The sequence below is a fragment of the Roseitalea sp. MMSF_3546 genome (assembly GCF_030732865.1).
GTDB lineage: Bacteria > Pseudomonadota > Alphaproteobacteria > Rhizobiales > Rhizobiaceae > Roseitalea.
This window is the reverse complement of the sequence record NZ_JASHKB010000012.1, coordinates 96,165-116,802: the sequence shown is the minus strand read 5'-3', so window position 1 is coordinate 116,802 and position 20,638 is coordinate 96,165. Positions and strand designations below refer to the sequence as shown.

General features: G+C 68.4%; 17 protein-coding genes and 1 tRNA gene. 8 read left to right on the top strand and 10 right to left on the bottom strand.

The features are described from left to right. Window positions 1-495: DsbA family oxidoreductase (locus RBB34_RS11615; protein ID WP_306119388.1), on the bottom strand; the 495-nt coding region annotated here is incomplete at its 3' end. 26 nt (window positions 496-521) lie between these two features. Continuing rightward, window positions 522-2,261 (bottom strand): extracellular solute-binding protein, encoded by a 1,740-nt coding sequence (locus RBB34_RS11610; protein WP_306119392.1) that lies wholly within the window; start codon window positions 2,259-2,261, stop codon window positions 522-524. A 317-nt stretch (window positions 2,262-2,578) separates the two neighbouring features. Here RBB34_RS11610 and RBB34_RS11605 point away from each other — a divergent pair, with 317 nt between their 5' ends. Then, window positions 2,579-3,196, top strand: coding sequence for an invasion associated locus B family protein (locus RBB34_RS11605; protein ID WP_306119387.1), 618 nt, complete (start codon window positions 2,579-2,581; stop codon window positions 3,194-3,196). 16 nt (window positions 3,197-3,212) lie between these two features. Here the strand turns inward: RBB34_RS11605 and mfd are convergent, their stop codons facing one another. Beyond that, window positions 3,213-6,716: a transcription-repair coupling factor gene (gene mfd, locus RBB34_RS11600; RefSeq protein ID WP_306119386.1), complete on the bottom strand. Its 3,504-nt coding sequence runs from the start codon at window positions 6,714-6,716 to the stop codon at window positions 3,213-3,215. A 2-nt stretch (window positions 6,717-6,718) separates the two neighbouring features. Next, window positions 6,719-6,994 (bottom strand): succinate dehydrogenase assembly factor 2, encoded by a 276-nt coding sequence (locus RBB34_RS11595; protein ID WP_306119385.1) that lies wholly within the window; start codon window positions 6,992-6,994, stop codon window positions 6,719-6,721. 121 nt (window positions 6,995-7,115) lie between these two features. Here RBB34_RS11595 and recG point away from each other — a divergent pair, with 121 nt between their 5' ends. Then, window positions 7,116-9,224, top strand: a complete 2,109-nt coding sequence (gene recG, locus RBB34_RS11590; RefSeq protein ID WP_306119384.1) for an ATP-dependent DNA helicase RecG — start codon at window positions 7,116-7,118, stop codon at window positions 9,222-9,224. A 30-nt stretch (window positions 9,225-9,254) separates the two neighbouring features. On the opposite strand, the gene glmU is transcribed toward recG, so the two are convergent. Next, window positions 9,255-10,619, bottom strand: coding sequence for a bifunctional UDP-N-acetylglucosamine diphosphorylase/glucosamine-1-phosphate N-acetyltransferase GlmU (glmU, locus tag RBB34_RS11585; RefSeq protein ID WP_306119383.1), 1,365 nt, complete (start codon window positions 10,617-10,619; stop codon window positions 9,255-9,257). Between the two features lie 107 nt (window positions 10,620-10,726). Next, complete coding sequence (locus RBB34_RS11580; protein ID WP_306119382.1) at window positions 10,727-11,497, bottom strand: cytochrome c biogenesis protein CcdA; 771 nt, start codon at window positions 11,495-11,497, stop codon at window positions 10,727-10,729. 340 nt (window positions 11,498-11,837) lie between these two features. Between RBB34_RS11580 and RBB34_RS11575 the strand changes: the two genes are divergently transcribed. Both RBB34_RS11575 and RBB34_RS11570 read left to right on the top strand, forming a co-directional pair. Continuing rightward, a tRNA-Lys gene (locus RBB34_RS11575) sits at window positions 11,838-11,913 on the top strand. A gap of 171 nt (window positions 11,914-12,084) precedes the next feature. After that, window positions 12,085-12,642 (top strand): thioredoxin family protein, encoded by a 558-nt coding sequence (locus tag RBB34_RS11570; protein WP_306119381.1) that lies wholly within the window; start codon window positions 12,085-12,087, stop codon window positions 12,640-12,642. Window positions 12,643-12,792: 150 nt separating this feature from the next. Here RBB34_RS11570 and RBB34_RS11565 read toward each other — a convergent pair whose 3' ends face one another. The 4 genes from RBB34_RS11565 to tpiA all read right to left on the bottom strand — a co-directional run bounded on the left by RBB34_RS11565 (window position 12,793) and on the right by tpiA (window position 16,285). Beyond that, a complete protein-coding gene (locus tag RBB34_RS11565; protein WP_306119380.1) occupies window positions 12,793-13,002 on the bottom strand; it encodes a cold-shock protein in 210 nt (69 codons plus the stop codon). A 195-nt stretch (window positions 13,003-13,197) separates the two neighbouring features. Next, window positions 13,198-14,826 (bottom strand): CTP synthase, encoded by a 1,629-nt coding sequence (locus RBB34_RS11560; RefSeq protein ID WP_306119379.1) that lies wholly within the window; start codon window positions 14,824-14,826, stop codon window positions 13,198-13,200. 135 nt (window positions 14,827-14,961) lie between these two features. Beyond that, entirely contained in the window at window positions 14,962-15,384 is a 423-nt protein-coding gene (gene secG / locus RBB34_RS11555) for a preprotein translocase subunit SecG (protein WP_306119378.1), read from the bottom strand. 133 nt (window positions 15,385-15,517) lie between these two features. Next, window positions 15,518-16,285, bottom strand: coding sequence for a triose-phosphate isomerase (tpiA, locus tag RBB34_RS11550; RefSeq protein ID WP_306119377.1), 768 nt, complete (start codon window positions 16,283-16,285; stop codon window positions 15,518-15,520). Between the two features lie 135 nt (window positions 16,286-16,420). Here tpiA and RBB34_RS11545 point away from each other — a divergent pair, with 135 nt between their 5' ends. The 4 genes from RBB34_RS11545 to moaC are packed head-to-tail and all read left to right on the top strand — an operon-like array spanning window position 16,421 to window position 20,637. Beyond that, window positions 16,421-18,313, top strand: a complete 1,893-nt coding sequence (locus RBB34_RS11545; RefSeq protein WP_306119376.1) for a peptidyl-prolyl cis-trans isomerase — start codon at window positions 16,421-16,423, stop codon at window positions 18,311-18,313. A 1-nt stretch (window position 18,314) separates the two neighbouring features. Then, on the top strand, window positions 18,315-19,349 hold the full coding sequence (gene trpD, locus RBB34_RS11540; RefSeq protein WP_306119375.1) for an anthranilate phosphoribosyltransferase: 1,035 nt from the start codon (window positions 18,315-18,317) through the stop codon (window positions 19,347-19,349). Continuing rightward, window positions 19,346-20,152, top strand: a complete 807-nt coding sequence (gene trpC / locus RBB34_RS11535; protein ID WP_306119374.1) for an indole-3-glycerol phosphate synthase TrpC — start codon at window positions 19,346-19,348, stop codon at window positions 20,150-20,152. The genes trpD and trpC overlap by 4 nt, the downstream gene beginning before the upstream one ends. Then, window positions 20,149-20,637: a cyclic pyranopterin monophosphate synthase MoaC gene (moaC, locus tag RBB34_RS11530; protein WP_306119373.1), complete on the top strand. Its 489-nt coding sequence runs from the start codon at window positions 20,149-20,151 to the stop codon at window positions 20,635-20,637. The genes trpC and moaC overlap by 4 nt, the downstream gene beginning before the upstream one ends. The last annotated feature ends 1 nt before the right edge of the window (window position 20,638 follow it).

The following is a 20,638-nucleotide window of genomic DNA, read 5'->3' as shown; positions in this document are numbered from 1 at the left end:
GAGCATCGCCCGGACCGCCGCGCCATCCATGCCCGCCGCCTCGGCCGCATCGGCGAGCACCGCGTGGCGCCCGATATGCTCGGCGCGCGTGAAGAAGCGCACGAACAGCGCCTCGACCACCGCATCCTGCGTGGCCGGCCCGTCCTGCCCCGCCCAGCGGATTACCCGATGCGCGTCGAGCGTGTTCGGCGAGACCATGATCGCATCCAGATCGAACGCAATCCCCTCGCCCCTGCCCACTTCGGCGATCTGGTCATAGGCCTTCCGCGCCTGTTCGGCACCGCCAAACTTCGCCTCCAGATAAGCCCGCCGATCGAGCCCCTCGGGGGGCAGCGAGGCGTCGAGCTGAAACGGATGCCAGGCCACGGCCAGCGAGAACGCGCCCTCGACCATCGCCGCAGCGCGCTCGAGCCGTCTCTTGCCGATGAAGCACCACGGGCACATCACGTCCGAGATCACGTCGATGGTGACGGTCTGCGTCCGGTTGTCGGCCATGGCGCTTCTCTGCCGGCCCGCCCGCCCTATTGCGTCGACCACCACACCGGCAACTGGTAGCCGTAAAGCGGCGTCTCCCCGTCGGGGTACTGGATGTGGCTCCAATGGGCAACCCAGCTCTCGCGCAGGTGATAGAGCGGCACCGCGTAGTGGCCCGAAATGAGGATGCGGTCGAGCGCCCGCACGGCGGCGGCGAAGTCCTCGCGATCACGCGCGTCGACCATCTCCTCGATCATCGCGTCGACCGCCGGATCGGCGACGCCGGCGAAATTGAAGGTGCCTTCGGGCTCCGCCGACTGCGAACCCCAGCGCCAGATCTGCTCGGCGCCCGGCGACAGCGAGGCCGACAGGCTGCCGGCAACCATGTCATAGTCCCAGGTCTGCCGGCGTTTCTGGAACTGCGCATCGTCGACGCCGCGGATCGAAATGTCGATGCCGATCGCCTCGGCCGTGCGCTCATAGGCGAGCGCCATGCGCTCGATCTCGTTCTTGGTGGCGCCGGCCACCGTGCCCAGCAGGATTTCGAAGGCGAGCTGTTCGCCGTCCTTCGTCATCTGCCCGTCCTCGATCGACCAGCCCGCCTCTTCGAGCAGCGCGACCGCCTCGCGCATGACCGTTCGGTCGCGGCCCGACCCGTCGGTGACCGTCGGCGCGTAGGTGCCCTCCATTACCGCTTCGGACACCGCGTCGGGGAACGGCGCCAGAAGTTCCCGTTCCCGCTCGGTTGCCGCCCGGCCGAGCGCCGACAGCTCCTGCGAGTTCTGCCAGTACGAGCCGGTGCGCGAGAACCGGTTCGAGAACAGGTTCTCGTTGACCCATTCGAAGTCGAACAGCATGGACAGCCCCTTGCGCACGCGGCGGTCGGCAAAGACGTCGCGCCGCGTGTTGAAGAAGAAGCCGAAGAACCGGTCCGGCCGGTCGGAGACGAAGGTCGACTTGATCACTTCGCCGTTCTCGACCGCCGGGAAATTGTAGGCAGTGTCCCAGGCGACCGGATCGCCCTCGGGATAGATGTCGAACACACCCTTCTTGAAGGCCTCGAATCGTGCCGTCGAATCGAGGAAGTACTCGACCGTGATCGTCTCGTAATTGTCAAAGCCCTGCTTGGCCGGAACGTCGCGGCCCCAGTAGTCTGGGTTGCGGCGATAGACGATGCGCGTGCCCGGCACCACCTCCTCGACCAGATAGGGGCCGCTGCCAACCGGCGGTTCGAGCGTGGAATCCTCGAAGGTGTCGACATCGATCGCATGCTTGGGCAGGACCGGCGTCAATGCGATGATCAGCGGAAATTCGCGATTGGAGTTCTCGTTGAAGGTGAACCTGACCTTGCGGTCGCCGGTCTTTTCGATCTTCTCGATCCGGTTCATGCGGCTCGAATAGGGCGGCCGCCCCTTTTCGGTGAAAATATCATAAGTGAAGATGACGTCCTCGGGCGTCACGGGCACGCCGTCGGACCACTGCGCATCTTCATCGAGCGTGAACTCGATCCATGTGCGTTCGTCGTCGGTCTCCACCTTCTCGGCGAGCAGGCCATACATGGTGAACGGCTCGTCGCGCGAGCGGTGCATCAGCGATTCATAGACCAGATTGCCGAATTCGGGATCCCAGATGCCGCGCGCGGTGGTGCGCATCGACTTCAGCACGAACGGGTTGAGGCTGTCGAACGTGCCGACCACGCCATAGGTCACCGACCCGTCCTGCGGCGCGTCGGGATTGGCATAGGGAAAATGGGTGTAGTCGGCCGGCAGCGCCGGTTCGCCATGCATGGCGATGCCATGGCTCAGCTCGGCGTGAAGCGGGGCGGGGGATGCCGCGAGCGCGAGGGCGCCAGCGGCAAGTGTGCAATGGAAGCGGCGGGGCAAGGCGAACCTCCCAGATGTGCGATTCAGCATGGCCCAGCATGGCGGCAAATCGGTCCGACGCCAACCATGAAATCAACCATGTCCTGCGTGCGGGGGTTTCAACCGGGCCGCCGGCTGTGTATCAGGCCGTCGGGGAACGCTGTCACGCTGCGGCCTCAATTGGGCACCACGGCTGGGCAATCCATACACGGGTTTTCGACAGACAAAGGACGGACACAGCGATGGGAGTGAAATCCGCAATTGTTGCGGCGGGGCTCGGCGCGATGGCGCTGATGGGCTCGACGACGCTTGCGACGGCGCAACAGGAGCAGGCGCCGCAGAATTCCTGGTTCAAGGTCTGCACCAAGCAGGCCGACAACGACATCTGCAACGTGCAGAACATCCGCACCGCCTCGACGGGCCAGCTTCTGACGGCGGTCAACCTGATCCAGATCACCGGCAAGCAGAACCGCGCCCTGTTCCAGATCGCCGTGCCGACCGGCCGCGTCATTCCGGCCGGCATCGCCATGCAGGTCGACGAAGGCGAGACCCAGCGCATCGGCTATTCGATCTGCCTTCCCGACCGCTGCATCGCCGAGGCGCCGTTGACCGAGGATCTGGTCAACGCCTTCAAGGCCGGCGGCGAGGTCACCTTCACGACGGTCAATTTCCAGAACCAGCCCAATCCGATCGAGGTTTCGCTGCAGGGGTTCACGGCGGCCTTCGACGGCGACCCGATCCAGCAGTCCGAGGTGCAGCAGCGCCAGCAGCAATTGCAGGCCGAGATCGAGCGCCGCCGCGCCGAGTTCCAGCAGCGCCTTCAGGAAGAGCAGGAACGCGCCAAGCAGGGCGGCGAATAGCCGCCCCCTGCCCGCCTCAGGCCGCCTTCTTCTGCGCGTCGGCGAGATCGGCCAGCCGCGTCATCAACACGGCCCCGCCGGCCAGCCGCTTGTCGGGCGTCGGCCAGTTGCGCGAGAAAACCACCGACTGGTCGGGCCGGATCCTGGCCAGATCGCCCTGCTCGCCGATCCAGCGCACCAGCCCCGCCGGGTCGGCGAACTCCTTGTTGCGGAACTGCACCACAGCGCCCTTCGGCCCGGCGTCGAGCTTTTCGACATTGGCCCTGCGGCACAGCGCCTTGATGTAGACGATCTTCAGAAGGTGCTCGACCTCCTTGGGCAACGGCCCGAAACGGTCGATCATTTCGGCGCCGAAGGCGTCGATCTCGGCGACGTCCTCCAGCCCGCCGAGCCGGCGATACAGCGATAGGCGCAGCGACAGATCGGCGACATAGCTCTCCGGGATCATCACCGGCGTGCCGACGGTGATCTGCGGCGACCATTCGCCATGGTCGGCATCGTCCTCGCCCTTGAGTTCGGCGACCGCCTCCTCGAGCATCTGCTGGTAGAGCTCGAACCCCACTTCCTTGATGTGGCCGGACTGCTCCTCGCCCAGAAGGTTGCCGGCGCCGCGAATGTCCAGATCGTGGCTGGCGAGCTGGAAGCCCGCACCGAGCGTGTCGAGCGACTGCAGCACCTTGAGCCGCCGCTCGGCGGTCGCGGTCAGCGGCTTGTTGGCCGGCAGGGTGAACAGCGCATAAGCGCGCAGCTTGGACCGGCCCACCCGGCCGCGCAGCTGGTAGAGCTGGGCAAGGCCGAACATGTCGGCGCGGTGCACGATCAGCGTGTTGGCGGTCGGGATATCGAGCCCGCTCTCGACGATCGTCGTCGACAGCAGCACATCGTAGGAGCCCTCATAGAACGCGTTCATGATGTCTTCGAGTTCGCCGGGCGCCATCTGCCCGTGGGCCACGGCGACCTTCAGCTCCGGCACGTTGTCGTCGAGATAGGCCTTGACATCGGCCAGGTCGGAAATGCGCGGCACGACATAAAAGCTCTGCCCGCCCCTGTACCGCTCGCGCAGCAGCGTCTCGCGGATGACCAGCGGGTCGAAGGGCGAAACGAAGGTGCGCACAGCCAGCCGGTCAACGGGCGGCGTGGTGATCAGCGACAACTCGCGCACGCCGGTCAGCGCCAGTTGCAGCGTGCGCGGGATCGGCGTCGCCGAAAGCGTCAGCACATGCACGTCGGATTTCAGCTCCTTGAGGCGCTCCTTGTGCTTGACGCCGAAATGCTGCTCCTCGTCGACGATCAGAAGGCCCAGATCGGCGAACTTGACGCCTTGGCCCAGCAGCGCGTGCGTGCCGACCACGATGTCGACATGGCCGTCCGCCACGCCCTTCTTGGCCGCCGCCAGCGCCTTGGGTCCGGCGAGCCGCGAGGCATGGGCGATGTTGATCGGCAGGCCGGCAAAGCGCTCGGTGAAAGACTTGTAGTGCTGGCGCGCAAGCAGCGTCGTCGGCACGACAACGGCCACCTGCACACCGTTCATCGCCGCAAGGAACGCCGCGCGCAGGGCGATTTCGGTCTTGCCGAAGCCGACATCGCCGCAGATCAGCCGGTCCATCGGCCGGCCCTTGCCCAGATCCTCCTCGACCGCCTCGATCGCGCCGAGCTGGTCGTCGGTCTCCTCATAGGCAAAGCGCGCGGCGAACTCGTCGTAAAGGCCCTCGGGCGCGCGCAGTTCGGGCGCGGTGCGCATCTGCCGTTCGGCGGCGATGCGGATCAGATCGCCCGCCATCTCCAGCAGGCGCTTCTTCAGCCTGGCCTTGCGCGCCTGCCAGGCGCCGCCGCCGAGCCGGTCGAGCTGCGCCTCGGCCGCGTCCGACCCGTAACGGGACAAAAGCTCGATGTTCTCGACCGGCAGGAACAGCCGGTCATCGCCGTGATAGCGGATTTCCAGGCAGTCATGCGGTGCGCCCGCCGCCTCGATGGTCTTCAGCCCCGCGAACCGGCCGATGCCGTGATCGACATGGACGACCAGGTCGTCGACATTGAGCGAGGCCGCATCCGAAAGCACATCGGCCGACCGCTTCGGGCGTCGCCGCCGCACCAGCCGGTCGCCGAGGATGTCCTGCTCGCCGATGACGAGCGTGTCGCCCCAGGCAAAGCCGTGCTCAATGTTCAGGATCGCCGTGCCGATGACCGAGCGCGGCAAGCCGGCGAGCGCGTCCGCATCGGGCGCAATGCCCGAAAAGCCCTCAAGGCCGTGTTCTTCGAGAATCTGCGTGAGCCGGGTCAGCGAGCCTTCCGACCAGCCCGCAAGGACCGCGCGCGCCCCCTCGGCGCGGCTGTCGGCGATATGGCGCGCGGCGATCTCGAAGACGTTGACGTCCTTTTGCGCCCGTTCGGCGGCGAAGTTGCGCCCGGCGCGACCGCCAAGCGCGATCACCGCGCCGGCGCCCTCGGGCTGGTCGAAGGGCGAAAGCTGCACATGGGTGCGCGCTGCGAGCGCCGCGTCGAGCTCGCCCGGCGCCAGATAGAGCGCCTCGGGCGGCACCGGCTTGTAGGGGGCTGCTTCGCCCGCCGCCTTGCCCTCCAGCTGGTCGAGCCGCGCCCGGTAGTATTCGTCGATCTGCTCGAAACGTTCGGCGGTGGCGTTGCGCGTCAGGTTCTCGAGCACGACCGGCGCGCCGGGCAGCGCGTCGAACAGCGTGACGAGTTCTTCGGCGAAAAGCGGCAGCCAGTGCTCCATGCCGGCGAAGCGATGGCCGGCGACGATCGCCGCATAGAGCGCGTCATCGCGCGCCGGCGCGCCGAAGCGCTCGATGTAGCGCGTGCGAAACCGGGCGACCGAGGCCGGGTCGAGCGGCACCTCGCTCATCGGTCGCATCACGAAGCCCTTGCGCTGGGTGGTGGTGCGCTGGCTGGCCGGATCGAAGCCGCGAATCGTCTCCAGCGTGTCGCCGAAGAAGTCGAGCCGCACCGGTTCGGCCGCGCCGGGCGCGAACAGATCGACGATGCCGCCGCGCACCGCGAACTCGCCCACCTCGCGCACGGTCGGCACGCGTGAGAAGCCCTGGCCGGCAAGCCGGCCGGTCAATGCGTCCATCGCCACCACCTGGCCCGGCCTGAGGCTGAGCGACTGGGCGGCGACCGAGCCCGGTGGCACGATGCGCTGCACCAGCGCATTGGCCGTGGTCAGGATGACGGCGGGCGCGCCGGTCTGGGCAAGCTCGGCGATGCGCGCGAGCGCGTCCAGGCGCTGGGCGACGACCTCGGCGCCGGGGGAGACGCGGTCATAGGGCAGGCAGTCCCAGGCCGGCAGGCTGACCAGGTCGAGTTCGGGCGCGGCAAAGCCGATCACCTGGGCGATATCGGCGGCGCGCGGAGCGTCGCGCGCCACATGGATCACCGGTCGCGCCATGTCGCGCGCCAGATGGGCCAGCACGAAGCCTTCCATGCCGTCGGCGACGCCGGTCAGAACGACCGCGCCGGCATCATCGGGCACGTGCGGCACATCAAAGAGCGTTTCGGCCATGGTCAGGTCAGTTCGATCCGGTGGTGCGCGCATATGGCGCGGAACAGGGCGGTGTCATGGGCGGCCGGGACCGGGCTCTCTCCGGTGAACCATTTGACCAGATCGCGGTCGAGGATCTCCATCAGCGCCTCGAACTCGGCCAGGGCTTGCGCATCCATCGCCGCCACATGCGCATCGGCATAGCCGCCAAGGATCAGGTCCATCTCCTTCATGCCGCGATGCCAGGCGCGGAAGCGCGCGCGGCGGCGGCGGTGGTCGAGACTTGATGGTGCGGTCATCTCAATATGGGCGGACGCTGCATGAAATTGTAGTGCCCGGCGGCACACCGCGCCGCATATAGCGTCGGCACGCCGCGCTGTCAGCCTTGATCTTGGAACGCCGCCCCAACATAACCGGTGCATGCGCCCTTCGGTCCTCGATCCGCTGTTTGCGCCGGTCACCTCGCTCGACGGCGTGGGCTCCAAGCTTGCCGCGCTGATCGGCCAGGTGACGGCCTATGGCGGCGAGCGCGACGTGCCCCATATCGGCGCGCTGTTGTTCCACCTGCCCCATTCGGTGATCGACCGCAGCCACCGGCCGACCATCATGGGCGCGACGCCGGGCACCATCGTCACGCTCGACCTGCATGTCGACCGCTTCCAGCCAGCCCCGTCCGGCAAGTCGAACACGCCGGCGCGTGTCTTCGCCCACGACGCATCCGGCGAGATCGCGCTGACCTTCTTTCACGCCCGGCGAAGCTGGCTCGAACGCGCCCTGCCCGTGGGCGCCGATGTCATCGTTTCGGGCAAGGTGGAGTGGTTCAACGGCCGCGCCTCGATGGTCCATCCCGACCATATGGTGCTTGCCGGAAATGCCGCCGACCTGCCGCTGATCGAGCCTGTCTACCCGCTCACGGCCGGGCTTTCGCCAAAGGTGCTGCGCAAGGCGATCCTGCAGGCGCTCGACCGCCTGCCAAGGCTCGACGACTGGCTCGACCCCACGGTCATTCTCAAGGGCGAGTGGCCGGGCTTTGCCGAGGCGCTGCGCCGCCTGCACAACCCCGAAACGGCCGCGGACATCGCGCTGCAATCGCCCGCCAGACGCCGGCTCGCCTATGACGAACTGCTCGCCGGCCAGCTCGCGCTGGCGGTCGTGCGGCGCCGGATGAAGGTCAAGAAGGGCCGACCGCTCATCGGCGACGGCCATCTGGTCGGCGCCGTCCGCCAGGCATTCGGCCACGAACTGACCGGTGCCCAGCAGCGCGCCTTCGACGAGATCGCCGCCGACATGAGCGTGAGCGCGCGCATGCTGCGCCTGCTGCAGGGCGATGTCGGCTCGGGCAAGACCATCGTCGCGCTGATGGCGCTGGCCCGCGCCGTCGAGGCGGGCACGCAAGGCGCGCTCATGGCGCCCACCGAGGTGCTCGCCCGCCAGCACCATGCCACCATCGCCCCGCTCGCCGAACGCGCCGGCCTGCGCGTGGCGCTGCTCACCGGCCGCGAAAAGGGCGCCCGCCGCGCCCAGATCCTGGGCGCGCTCGCCTCCGGCGACACCGACATCGTGATCGGCACCCACGCGGTGTTTCAGGAAAGCGTCGGCTTTGCCGATCTCGGCCTTGCGATCATCGACGAGCAGCACCGCTTCGGCGTGCACCAACGGCTGATGCTGGCGCGCAAGGGCCAGGCCGTCGACATGCTGGTGATGACCGCAACGCCGATCCCGCGCACGCTGGTGCTCACCGCCTATGGCGACATGGATGTCTCCCGGCTCGACGAGAAGCCCGCCGGCCGCAAGCCGGTGACGACCATCGCCCTGCCCTTCACCCGGCTCGACACGCTGCTCCAGCGCATCGCCACCGCGCTGGCGCGCGGCCACAAGGCCTACTGGATCTGCCCGCTGGTCGAAGACAGCGAGGACCTGCCGGTCACCTCCGCGCAGGACCGCCATCGCGCGCTCGCCGCCCGATTCGGCAGCCAGGTCGGGCTCGTCCATGGCCGCATGCGCGGCGCCGACAAGGACGCGGCCATGGACGCCTTCAAATCGGGGCGCACACGCATTCTGGTCGCCACGACCGTGATCGAGGTCGGCGTCGACGTGCCCGATGCGACGATCATCGTCATCGAGCATGCCGAGCGTTTCGGCCTTTCCCAGCTGCATCAGCTGCGCGGCCGCGTCGGGCGCGGCGAGCGGGCCTCGACCTGCATCCTGCTCTACAAGGAACCGCTCGGCGAGACCGCCCGCGCGCGGCTCAACGTCATGCGCCAGACAGAGGACGGCTTCGTGATCGCCGAGGAGGATCTGCGCCTGCGCGGCGAGGGCGAGATCCTCGGCACGCGGCAATCGGGCATGCCCGGCTTCCGGCTCGCCCGGCTGGAGGCGCATGGCGACCTGCTGGCGACCGCGCGCGTCGATGCGCGGATGGTGCTCGACGCCGACCCCGAACTCGGCCAGCCACGCGGCAAGGCCCTGCGGCCGCTGCTCTACCTGTTCGAGCGCGACACCGCCGTGCAGCTCTTGTCGGCCGGCTGAACAGGTCCGGTCCGAAGGCGTCAACAGACCCTAATCGCTGTCCGCGCGCAGCCGGTCCCTGAGCCCCGAAAAGCGCTGGCGCAGCACCGAGGCGAACCCTTGCTTGTTCTCCTGCCGCGCCCGGCCGAAGCCGACCGAATCGTCTGGCACGGGCCGGGTGATCACGCTGCCCGAGGCGACATAGGCATTGGCGCCGATCTCCACCGGGGCGACCAGCGAGGAATTGGAGCCGATGAAGGCGCCCGCGCCGATCTCGGTGCGATGCTTGTTGTAGCCGTCATAATTGCAGGTGATCGTGCCCGCGCCGATATTGGCCTTCTCGCCGACGGACGCATCGCCGATATAGCTGAGGTGATTGACCTTGGCGCCGGTCTCGATCGCCGCATTCTTGACCTCGACGAAATTGCCCACGCGCGCATCGGCGCCGAGCACCGCACCCGGCCGCAGCCGCGCATAGGGCCCGACGACCGCGCCCGGCCCCACATGGGCGCCCTCGATGTGGCTGAAGGCGCGGATGGTGGCGCCCGCCTGCACCCTCGCGCCCGGGCCGAAGACGACATTCGGCTCGATGCGCGCGCCCGGTGCAATCTGCGTGTCGTGGTTCAGGAACACCGTTTCGGGCGCGGTCATCGCCACGCCCGACAGCATCAGCGCCCGCCGTCGCCGCGCCTGCCAGATCGCTTCGGCATCGGCCAGTTCGACCGGCGTGTTGACGCCGAGCACCTGTTCGACCGGCGCCTCGATGGCGCGCACATCGAGCCCGCGCCCATGGGCGATGGCGACCGCATCGGTCATGTAGTATTCGCCCTTTGCGTTGTCGTTGCCGATCGCATCGAGGAGCGCGCCCATCTGGCGGCCGGCGAACGCCATCAGCCCGCCATTGCACAGGCCGACCGCGCGTTCGGCCGCGCTCGCGTCGCGATGCTCGCGGATGGCCACGAGCTCGCCGTCCCGTTCGATCAGCCGGCCATAGCCATGCGGATCGGCGGGCCGAAAACCGACGACGACCAGATCGGCGCCCTCGGCCAGCCGCGCCCGCGCCGCCGCAAGCGTTTCGGCCTCGATCAGCGGCGTGTCGCCGAACAGCACCACAACGTCATCGGCGCCCTCGTCGATCGCCGCGCGCGCCGCCTGCACCGCATGGGCCGTCCCCAGTTGCGGGGCCTGCTCGAAGAACCGCGCCTCGCCCTCGAGCGCGCCAAGGCCCGCGCGCACCGCATCGGCGCCATGGCCGACGACGACCGCCAGCCGGTCGGCGCCCGCCGCGCGCGCGGCGGCGGTGACATGGGCGACCATGGGCAGCCCGGCAACCTCGTGCAGCACCTTGGGCCGGTCCGACTTCATGCGCGTGCCCGCCCCGGCGGCCAGGACGATGGTCAGACAGGAACGGGCCATGGGCATCCTCCGCTTGCGGGGCCGGTCGATGCGCCCCGCTTAGCGGCAAAACCGTGCCGTTTCCATACGCGGTGTGCGTTTGCCGGCGGCGCGGTTGATTCGTCGTTTCAGCCCAACTGGCCAAGTGCCGGAAAACGCTCGAGCAACCAGAATGCCATGGCCTGCATGCCGCCGGTCAGGAACAGCACGCCCGCAAGCACGAGCAGCACGCCGATCGCCTTTTCCACCGTGCCCAGATGCGTCCGGAAGCGCGTCAGAAAGCGCATGAAGGCGCTCGAGAACATCGCCGCGATCATGAACGGAATGCCCAGCCCGGCCGAATAGACCGCCAGCAGCGCCGCGCCATGGCCGACACTGTCCTGCGCGCCGGCCAGCGTCAGGATCGGCCCGAGCACCGGGCCGATGCACGGCGTCCAGCCGAAGGCGAAGGCCAGCCCCATCAGATAGGCGGCGGCCGGATTGGCCGGGACGCCCTGGGTCTGAAAGCGCGCTTCGCGCGCGAGCAGCCCGATGCGGAACACGCCCAGGAAGTTGAGCCCCATGACGATGATGATGACGCCCGCGACCATGGCGAGTTCGGTCTGCCAGGCGCGCAGGACGCCGCCGATCGTCGACGCGCCCGCCCCGAGCGCCACGAAGACGGTGGTAAAGCCGGCGATGAAGGCAAGCGCCGCGGTGATCAGCGGCAGGCGGACGGCCGCCGCGCGCGCGGTCGCCGCGCCCGATGCGTCCGGCGCGAGCTCGCCGTCGCGAAAATCGTCCATCGACACGCCGGCCATGTAGCACAGATAAGGCGGCACCAATGGCAGCACGCACGGGCTCAGAAAGGAGATCGCCCCCGCCCCGAGGGCCGCCGCAAAGGATACATCGATCGCCATGGCCTCCGCCTTCGCTCTGCCGGCGCGCCGCGCGCGCCCTTGCCTGCCGCCGATCCGCGCCCACCGCCCGCAGCCATGCGGGACCGGACCGACGCACCGCCTATGACATAATCGCTCGGGCCGTCACACGCCAATCACATGCCCGCAAGCGCGACCGATTGACCGGGCCGGACGGAGCGGGGCGGGCGCAACTGGTTCGGTGCCCGCTCCGCCCGCCTGCTCGGCGCGGCCGCCCGGCCCGGGCCGCGCCGCGCGACAATCGCGGTTGACCGGCGCGGGGCATTTGCGTATGCACCGCCTGCCCGCGCCTGGCACACACCGGCGCGGCTTCCCTTGTCGGGAGCGCGTAGCTCAGCTGGTAGAGCAACTGACTTTTAATCAGTAGGTCCAGGGTTCGAGCCCCTGCGCGCTCACCACCGTTCCGCCCCGTCCCGCCGATGCGCAAGGCCCGTGCCGCGGCATTGCTTCGATGCCGTTCAGGCGGCCGGTGGGGCTGGTTCGCGCGGCCGTCTCGTGCCAGCATGTGCCGCAAGGCCGGGAGCGCGTGCCCGCGCCCGACGATCACCTCAGCTCGCAGGAGACTGACAATGGCTGCCATACCACCCGTGTGCGAATTCGGCTGGAAGCCCGTCGACGCCCGCCTTGTGGGCGTGGACGGACAGACCCGCTCGGTGCTCGATCAGGCCGGGCCCAACGGCCTGGTCGTCGTGTTCATCTGCAATCATTGCCCCTATGTGAAGGCGGTCATCGACCGGATCGTGCGCGAAGCCGCCGAGCTCAAGGCGCTCGGCATCGGTTTCGTGGCGGTCTCGTCCAACGACGCCCGGAGCCATCCCGAGGATTCCTTCGACAACATGAAGGCCTTCGCCCAGGCGCATGGCTTCACCTTTCCCTACCTTTACGACGAGGACCAGACGCTGGCGCGCAGCTGGAACGCGGCCTGCACGCCCGACTTCTTCGGCTTCAACGCCGATCTCGAACTGCAATATCGCGGCCGGCTCGATTCGGCGCACAAGACCGCCGGCGCGGTCGATGCCCGCCGCGACCTTTTCGAGGCCATGAAACAGATCGCCGAGACCGGCAAGGGGCCGCGCGAGCAGGTCGCCTCCATGGGGTGCTCGATCAAGTGGAAGGACGCGGCCTGACAATCATGCCGGCACGACCGGCCCGGCCACGGCAGGCCGTCGATGACGGTCAAAAAAAACCCCGCCGGCGATGGCGGGGTCCTGGTGTCGGGCGAGCCGGCCAATGACCGGGCTGCCATCGGCCGGGTGGGCCGGGACGGCGCGAACCGCTCAGGCGGCCGAAAGGTGTTCGGCCGAGCTCTTGCCGGTGCGCGAGTCCTCGACGACTTCGTAATTGACTTTCTGGCCTTCATCGAGGCCATGCATGCCCGAGCGCTGCACTGCCGAGATGTGAACGAACACATCCTTGCCGCCCGTTTCGGGCTCGATGAAGCCGAAACCCTTGGTGGTGTTGAACCACTTGACTGTACCTGTTGCCATGGCGCGTATCCTTTTCAAACGCATGTGACGTGCGGCCAAGCCGGGCCGCTTTCCGATCGAATCGTATTTTGGAAGAGATGACGTCAGCAGCGTGGATAACGCGAGGCCAAAGATCGCCAGGCCAAAATTGGGTCGATACGCGCTGCATACACGACAAATGCGGCCAGGGCAAGATGCGACCGCCCCCGAGTGAGATCACACCAGCCGGCTCTGCGTGACAGCCGCCTCGATGAAGCTGGCGAACAGCGGATGCGGGTCGAACGGGCGCGACTTCAGTTCGGGGTGATACTGCACGCCGATGAACCAGGGATGGTCGGCATATTCGATCGTCTCGGGCAGCACGCCGTCCGGCGACAGGCCGGACACCGTCAGGCCGGCCTCCTCGAGCGCGTCCTTGTATTCGATGTTGACCTCGTAGCGGTGCCTGTGGCGCTCGGAGATCTGCGTGTCGCCATAGATGCCGGCGATCTTCGTCCCCTCGCCCAGTACGGCGCGATAGGCGCCAAGGCGCATCGTACCGCCCAAATCGCCCTCGGCCGTGCGCCTTTCGAGCATGTTGCCCTTCAGCCATTCGGTCATGATCCCGACAACGTTCGTGCCGGGCTTTTCGAATTCCGAGGACACCGCGTCGTCGATGCCGGCAAGGTTGCGCGCCGCATCGAGCACCGCCATCTGCATGCCGTAGCAGATGCCGAAATAAGGCACCTTGCGCTCGCGCGCGAAGGTCGCCGCCTTGATCTTGCCCTCGGCGCCGCGCTCGCCGAACCCACCGGGCACCAGGATGCCGTGCACCTTTTCAAGGTGGGGCGACGGATCCTCGCTGTCGAAGATCTCCGACTCGATCCATTCGAGCCTGACCTTGACCTTGTTGGCGATGCCGCCGTGATGCAGCGCCTCGATCAGCGATTTGTAGGCGTCCTTCAGGCCGGTATACTTGCCGACGACGGCGATCGTCACCTCGCCCTCGGGATTGTGGATGCGCTCGCACACATCGTTCCAGACCGACATGCGCGGCTTGGGCGCCGGCTCAATGCCGAAGGCGGCAAGCACTTCGGCGTCCAGTCCCTCCTCGTGATAGGCCTTGGGCACATCGTAGATGTTGCCGACATCGAGCGCCTGGATGACGGCGCTTTCGCGCACATTGCAGAACAGCGAGAGCTTGCGCCGCTCGGCCTCGGGGATCGGCCGGTCGGCGCGCACCAGCAAGATGTCGGGCGCGATGCCGATCGAGCGCAGTTCCTTGACCGAGTGCTGGGTCGGCTTGGTCTTCAGTTCGCCCGCCGCCGACACGAAGGGCATCAGCGTCAGGTGGACATAGACCGCGTTGCCGCGCGGCAGATCGTTGCCGAGCTGCCGGATCGCCTCCATGAAGGGCATCGCCTCGATGTCGCCGGCCGTGCCGCCGATTTCGCACAGCACGAAATCGTAGCCGTCATTGCCGTCAAGGACGAACTGCTTGATCTCGTCGGTGACGTGCGGGATCACCTGCACGGTCGCGCCCAGATAGTCGCCGCGCCGCTCCTTGGTGATGATGTTCTGGTAGATGCGCCCGGTGGTGATGTTGTCGTATTTGTTGGCCGACCGGCCAGTGAAGCGCTCGTAATGGCCAAGGTCCAGATCGGTCTCGGCCCCGTCATCGGTGACGAACACCTCACCGTGCTGGTACGGGCTCATCGTGCCCGGATCGACGTTCAGATAGGGGTCGAGCTTCTTCAGCCGGACCGAATAGCCGCGCGCCTGCAACAGCGCGCCGAGGGCCGCAGAAGCGATGCCTTTTCCGAGCGATGAGACCACGCCACCGGTGATGAAGACGTACCGTGCCATGGGGCCTCACGCTTAGACGGCGAGCGGCGATTCCGCAAAGGAAAAGATCGCCATGCATGGATCGCCGTGTGGATGGTTGCGGTCCGGCTGCGATATGGCCGCTCGGACGGGCAGGCGCGGCCAGGGTCCCGCCGATCAGTTGTTGGGAACGCCGCCCGACGGGCCGTCATCGGTCGGCACGCCGGTTGCCGGAACCTCGTTTTCGGTGGGAACGCCGCCCGACGGAGCGCTCTCCTCGCCGCCCAGAAGGTCGAGCACGCCATCGCCCGTCGGCACGTCCGCACCGGGCTGGGTCTCGCCGATCGAGGGGATCCGGTCGAGCACGTCGGTCGGGTCCTGCCCGTAGCGGCCCAGAAGCCCCAGCGCCACCGAAGTGACGAAGAACGCCGCCGCCAGGATCGCCGTGGTGCGCGTGAGCGTGTTGGCCGCCCCGCGCGCGCTCATCACATTGCCGCCGCCGCCAATGCCCAGACCGCCGCCTTCGGAACGCTGCAGCAGCACCACCGCCACCAGCGCGATCACGATCAGAAGGTGGATGACGATCAAAATGGTTTCCATCGGGCTCGGCTTTCATCGCGCCGTGCGGGGCGCTTCATGTCACAAACGAACGGGTCTCAGGTGCTGGGGCGCTGACTGACGGGCGTCCTTACATGGCTTGGCCCGGCCTGCCAAGAGGCGCGGGCCGGCCCGTTCACCGCCCCTCGCACGCCGCGCAGATGGCAAGGAAGTCGGCCGATTTCAAGCTCGCTCCACCGACCAGCGCGCCGTCGACGTCGGCGAGCGGGAAGATTTCGCCCGCATTGTCCGGCTTCACCGATCCGCCATACACGATCCGCATGTTGTCGGCTTCCCATTCAAGCGCGCCGGCCAGCTGGCCGCGAATATGGGCGTGCATCTCCTCGATATCGTGCAGCGAGGGCGTCAGCCCCGTGCCGATGGCCCAGACCGGCTCATAGGCGATGACCGTGTTCTCGGCCGTGGCCTGCCTGGGCACCGAGCCGGCCAGTTGCGCGTCGACGACGTCGAACGCCCGGCCCGCCTCGCGCTCCTGGCGCGTTTCGCCCACGCAGATGATCGCGATCAGGCCCGCCTCGATCGCCGCGACCGCCTTGGCGTGCACGTCGACATCGCTCTCGCCGTGATCGGTGCGGCGCTCGGAATGGCCGACGATGACGTGGCTCGCGCCGGCATCGGTCAGCATGCCGGCCGAGATGTCGCCGGTATGGGCGCCCGAGGCGGCGCCGTGGCAGTCCTGCCCGCCAATGCCCAGCGGCGATCCGACCGCGATCCGCACGGCCCGATCGATCAGCGTCGCCGGCAGGCAGATCACCACGTCATAGGGCGAATTGCCGCGCGTGCCCGCCGCACCGTCGGCGATGCGCTTGAGTTCGGGCAGGTCGGCGCCGGTGCCGTTCATCTTCCAGTTGCCGGCGACCAGCTTGCGTCTAGCGTCGGCCATCGATGTCCTCCTTGTGCACTGCCCACGGCCTAGCCGTTTCGGGCCTCGGAAAAAAGCCCCGTGCCGCCGCTTCTTGCATAACGGACCAAGCGTTCATAATAACGGGGCGAAACCAGACAACCCGATTGGCCCGCCATGCTCGATACGCTGCGCCAGGGCGCCCGCACCTGGGTCGCCAAGCTTTTGCTGATACTGCTCATCCTGTCCTTCGCGGTCTGGGGGATTTCCGACCAGATCCTGGGCCGGGCCGGCGGCGACGTGGTGCTGGAAAGCGGCGACACCGCCGTCACCGTCCAGCAATACCGGCTCGCCTATGACCGCCAGCTGGCGCTGGAATCGCAGCGTCTGGGAACGCGCCTGACCCGCGAGCAGGCGCGGCTGTTGGGCGTCGACAATGCGGTTCAGGCGCGCATGGTCGGCTCGGTCGTGCTCGACGAGCAGGCCCGGGTGATGGGCCTTGGCCTGTCCGAGGACCGGCTCGCCGGCCTGATCGCCGAAGATCCGGCATTTCAGGGGCTGGACGGGCGCTTCGACCGCAGCCAGTTCCGCTTCGTGCTCAACCAGGTCGGCATGAGCGAGGCCGATTACATCGTCGACCGGGAGAAGGCCGCGATCCGCCAGCAGGTGGTCGAGGCGGTCTCCGACGGCATCACCGTGCCCGAGACCTTCCTTGATGCGCTGCACCGCTATCAGGGCCAGACCCGCGACATCGCCTTCGTCGAGATCGGGGCCGGCGCCATCGATCCCGTGGGCGAGCCCACCGATCAGGAACTGCAGGCCTATTTCGAGGACAATGCCGAGCGCTACCGCGCACCCGAATATCGCTCGATCCGGTATGTGCTGCTCACGCCCGAGACGATCGCCGATCCCGCCACGGTGAGTGACGCGACCGTGCGCGCCGAATACCAGGACAACCAGGCGCGCTATGCGGTCGCCGAGCAGCGCACCATCCAGCAGCTCGTCTTTTCGGACCGACAGCAGGCCGAGGCGGTGCGCGAGCGCATCGATGCGGGCGCGGATTTCGAGACCATCGCCGCGGAGATGGGTCGCAGCGTCGCCGACATCACGCTTGGCACCTTCACCGAGGATGACGCGCCCGGCGCGGTCGGCGACGCCGCCTTCGCGCTCGACCGGCCCGGCGCGGTGTCGGACGTCGTCGAGGGCCCCTTCGGCCCGGTGCTGGTGCGGGTTTCGGAGATCATTCCCGGCCAGACGCGACCGTTCGAGGAGGTCAGTGCCGAGATCCGCAGCGAACTCGCCCTGCTTGAGGCCCGCGACATCCTGCTCGACATCCATGACGACTACGAGGATGCCCGCGCCGCCGGCGCCACCATGGCCGAGGCGGCCGAGCGCGTGCGCCTCAACGTGCAGACCGTCGATGCGATCGACCGCCAGGGCCAGGACGAACAGGGCGCAGCCGTCACCGACCTGCCCGAGCGCCGGGCCCTGCTCGAGGCGGCGTTCGAGACCGAGATCGGCCAGGAATCGCGCCCGCTCAATGCCGGCCGCGAGGGCTTCTTGTGGTACGAGGTCACCGACATCGAGCCCGACCGCGCCCGCACGCTCGAGGAGGTGCGCGCGCGCGTGATCGAGGACTGGCGCGCCGACCGGACCCAGGCGGCGCTCGATGAACAGGCCGGCTCGGTCGCCGACCGGCTGCGCGATGGCGCGGACCCCGCCGCGATCGCCGAGGCGGACGGCTATCGCGCCGATTCCAAGTTCGGGCTGAGCCGAACCGGCACCGACGCCGATATCGGCGATGCGGCCCTGGCCGAGATCTTCACCGCCGGCCCCGGCGAGGTCGGCGTCGCGCCGGGCGCATCCGACAGCCGCCGCATCGTCTTCCGCATCGAGCAGATTTCCGATCCGGTGGGCGGGGCCGACCAACTCGACGACCGCCTCCCCCAGGCGGTCAGCGGCAGCCTCGCCGACGACCTGCTCAACCAGATGGTCAATCGGCTCCAGCAGGAGTTTCCGGTCACGCTCAACCGCAGCGCGCTCGAGCGCGCCCTGTCGCCGGGTAACTGAGATGGCCGCCGACCCCACCGATCTGCGCGCGCTGCTCGCCAAGGCGGCCTCGGGCGAGCCTCTCAGCGAGGCCGAATCGCGCCAGGCCTTCGACATCATGATGTCGGGCGAGGCCACGCCCAGCCAGATCGGCGGCTTTCTGATGGCGCTGCGCGTGCGCGGCGAGACCGTCGAGGAGATCGCCGGCGCGGTCGCCACCATGCGCGCCAAGATGACGCCGGTCCGGGCGCCCCGGGGCGCCATCGACATCGTCGGTACGGGCGGCGACAACTCGGGCAGCTACAACGTGTCCACGCTCGCCGCGATCGTCGCCGCGGGCGCCGGTGCCCATGTCGCCAAGCACGGCAACCGCTCGCTGTCCTCGCGCTCGGGCGCCGCCGACGCGCTGGCCGAGCTGGGCGTGAACATCGAGGCGAGCCCGGCCATCATCGGCGCCTGCATCGCCGGCGCGCGGCTGGGCTTCATGTTCGCGCCCATGCACCACGCCGCCATGCGCCATGTCGGTCCGAGCCGGGTCGAACTCGGAACGCGCACCATCTTCAACCTGCTCGGTCCGCTGTCCAACCCGGCCGGCGTTGACCGTCAGCTCGTCGGGGTCTTCGCGCCCGAATGGGTCGAGCCGCTCGCCCATGTGCTCAAGGCGCTGGGCTCGACCCATGTCTGGGTCGTCCATGGCGAGGGGCTCGACGAGATCACCACCGCGGGCCAGACCATGGTCGCCGAACTCCGCCACGGTCAGGTGCGCAGCTTCACCCTGACGCCCGAAGAGGTCGGCCTGACGCGGGTTGCGCCCGAAGCGCTCAAGGGCGGCACGCCGGCCGAAAACGCCGCCGCGCTGCGCGCCGTCCTTTCGGGCGAACGCAACGCCTATCGGGACATTGCCTGCCTGAATGCGGGGGCCGGCCTCGTCGTCGCCGGCCTTGCCGGCGATTTGCGCGAGGGCATCGCCAAGGCGTGCGAAGCCATCGATCAGGGCCGGGCCGCGACCGTGCTCGAGCGGGTGGTCGCCATCTCCAATGGCAGGGACGACCCATGAGCGACATTCTGGCGAGGATCGAGGCTTACAAGCGCGAGGAGATCGCCGCCGCCAAGGCGGCCACGCCGCTGGCCGAGCTCAGGGCCGCCATTGCCGATGCCGATCCGCCGCGCGGCTTTGCCGCAGCGCTCGACGCCCGCCGCAAGGCCGGCGAGTACGGGCTGGTCGCCGAGATCAAGAAGGCAAGCCCCTCCAAGGGCCTGATCCGCGCCGACTTCGACCCGCCGGCGCTGGCCCGCGCCTATCAGGCCGGCGGCGCCGCTTGCCTGTCGGTGCTGACCGACACGCCCTCCTTCCAGGGCGCGCCGGCCTATCTGAACGCCGCGCGCGCGGCGACCGCCCTACCCGCCTTGCGCAAGGATTTCCTGTTCGATCCCTATCAGGTCTTCGAGGCCCGCGCCTGGGGCGCCGATGCCATCCTGATCATCCTGGCAAGCGTCGACGACGCCACCGCGCGCGCGCTCGAACAAGCGGCGATGGAGCTGGGCATGGATGCGCTGATCGAGGTTCATGACGAGGCCGAGATGGAGCGCGCCCTGGCGCTTCGCTCGACGCTGATCGGCGTCAACAACCGGAACCTGCGCACCTTCGTCACCGATCTGGCGGTCAGCGAGCGCCTCGCCGCCATGGTCCCGGCCGATCGCCATCTGGTCGGCGAGAGCGGCATTTTCGCGCCGGCCGATTGCGCCCGCCTGGCCCGCGCCGGCATCACCACCTTCCTGGTCGGCGAAAGCCTGATGCGCCAGGCCGACGTGACCGCGGCGACCCGCGCGCTTCTTGCGCGCGAAGGGGCCGAGGCGTGACGGGCGGCGACGCGCTCACCCATCTGGACGCGACCGGCGCGGCCAGCATGGTCGATGTCTCGGACAAGGCCGACACCGTGCGCGAGGCCGTCGCCGAGGGGCGCGTCCTGATGGCGCCGGCAACGCTCGATGCCATTCTTGCGGGCGATGCGGCCAAGGGCGATGTCATCGGCACGGCGCGCATCGCCGGCATCATGGCCGCCAAGAAGACCGCCGACCTGATCCCGCTGTGCCATCCCCTGCCCGTCTCGAAGGTCACCGTCGACATCGCGCCCGACGCGGACGGTGCGCTGCGCGTCACCGCAACCGTCCGCGTCACCGGCAAGACCGGCGTCGAGATGGAGGCGCTGACGGCCGCCAGCATCGCCTGCCTGACGATCTACGACATGGCCAAGGCGCTCGAACGGACCATGCGCATCGCCGATCTGCATCTGGTCTCCAAAAGCGGCGGCAAGTCCGGCGATTTCCGCCGGCCCGGTCCGTGAC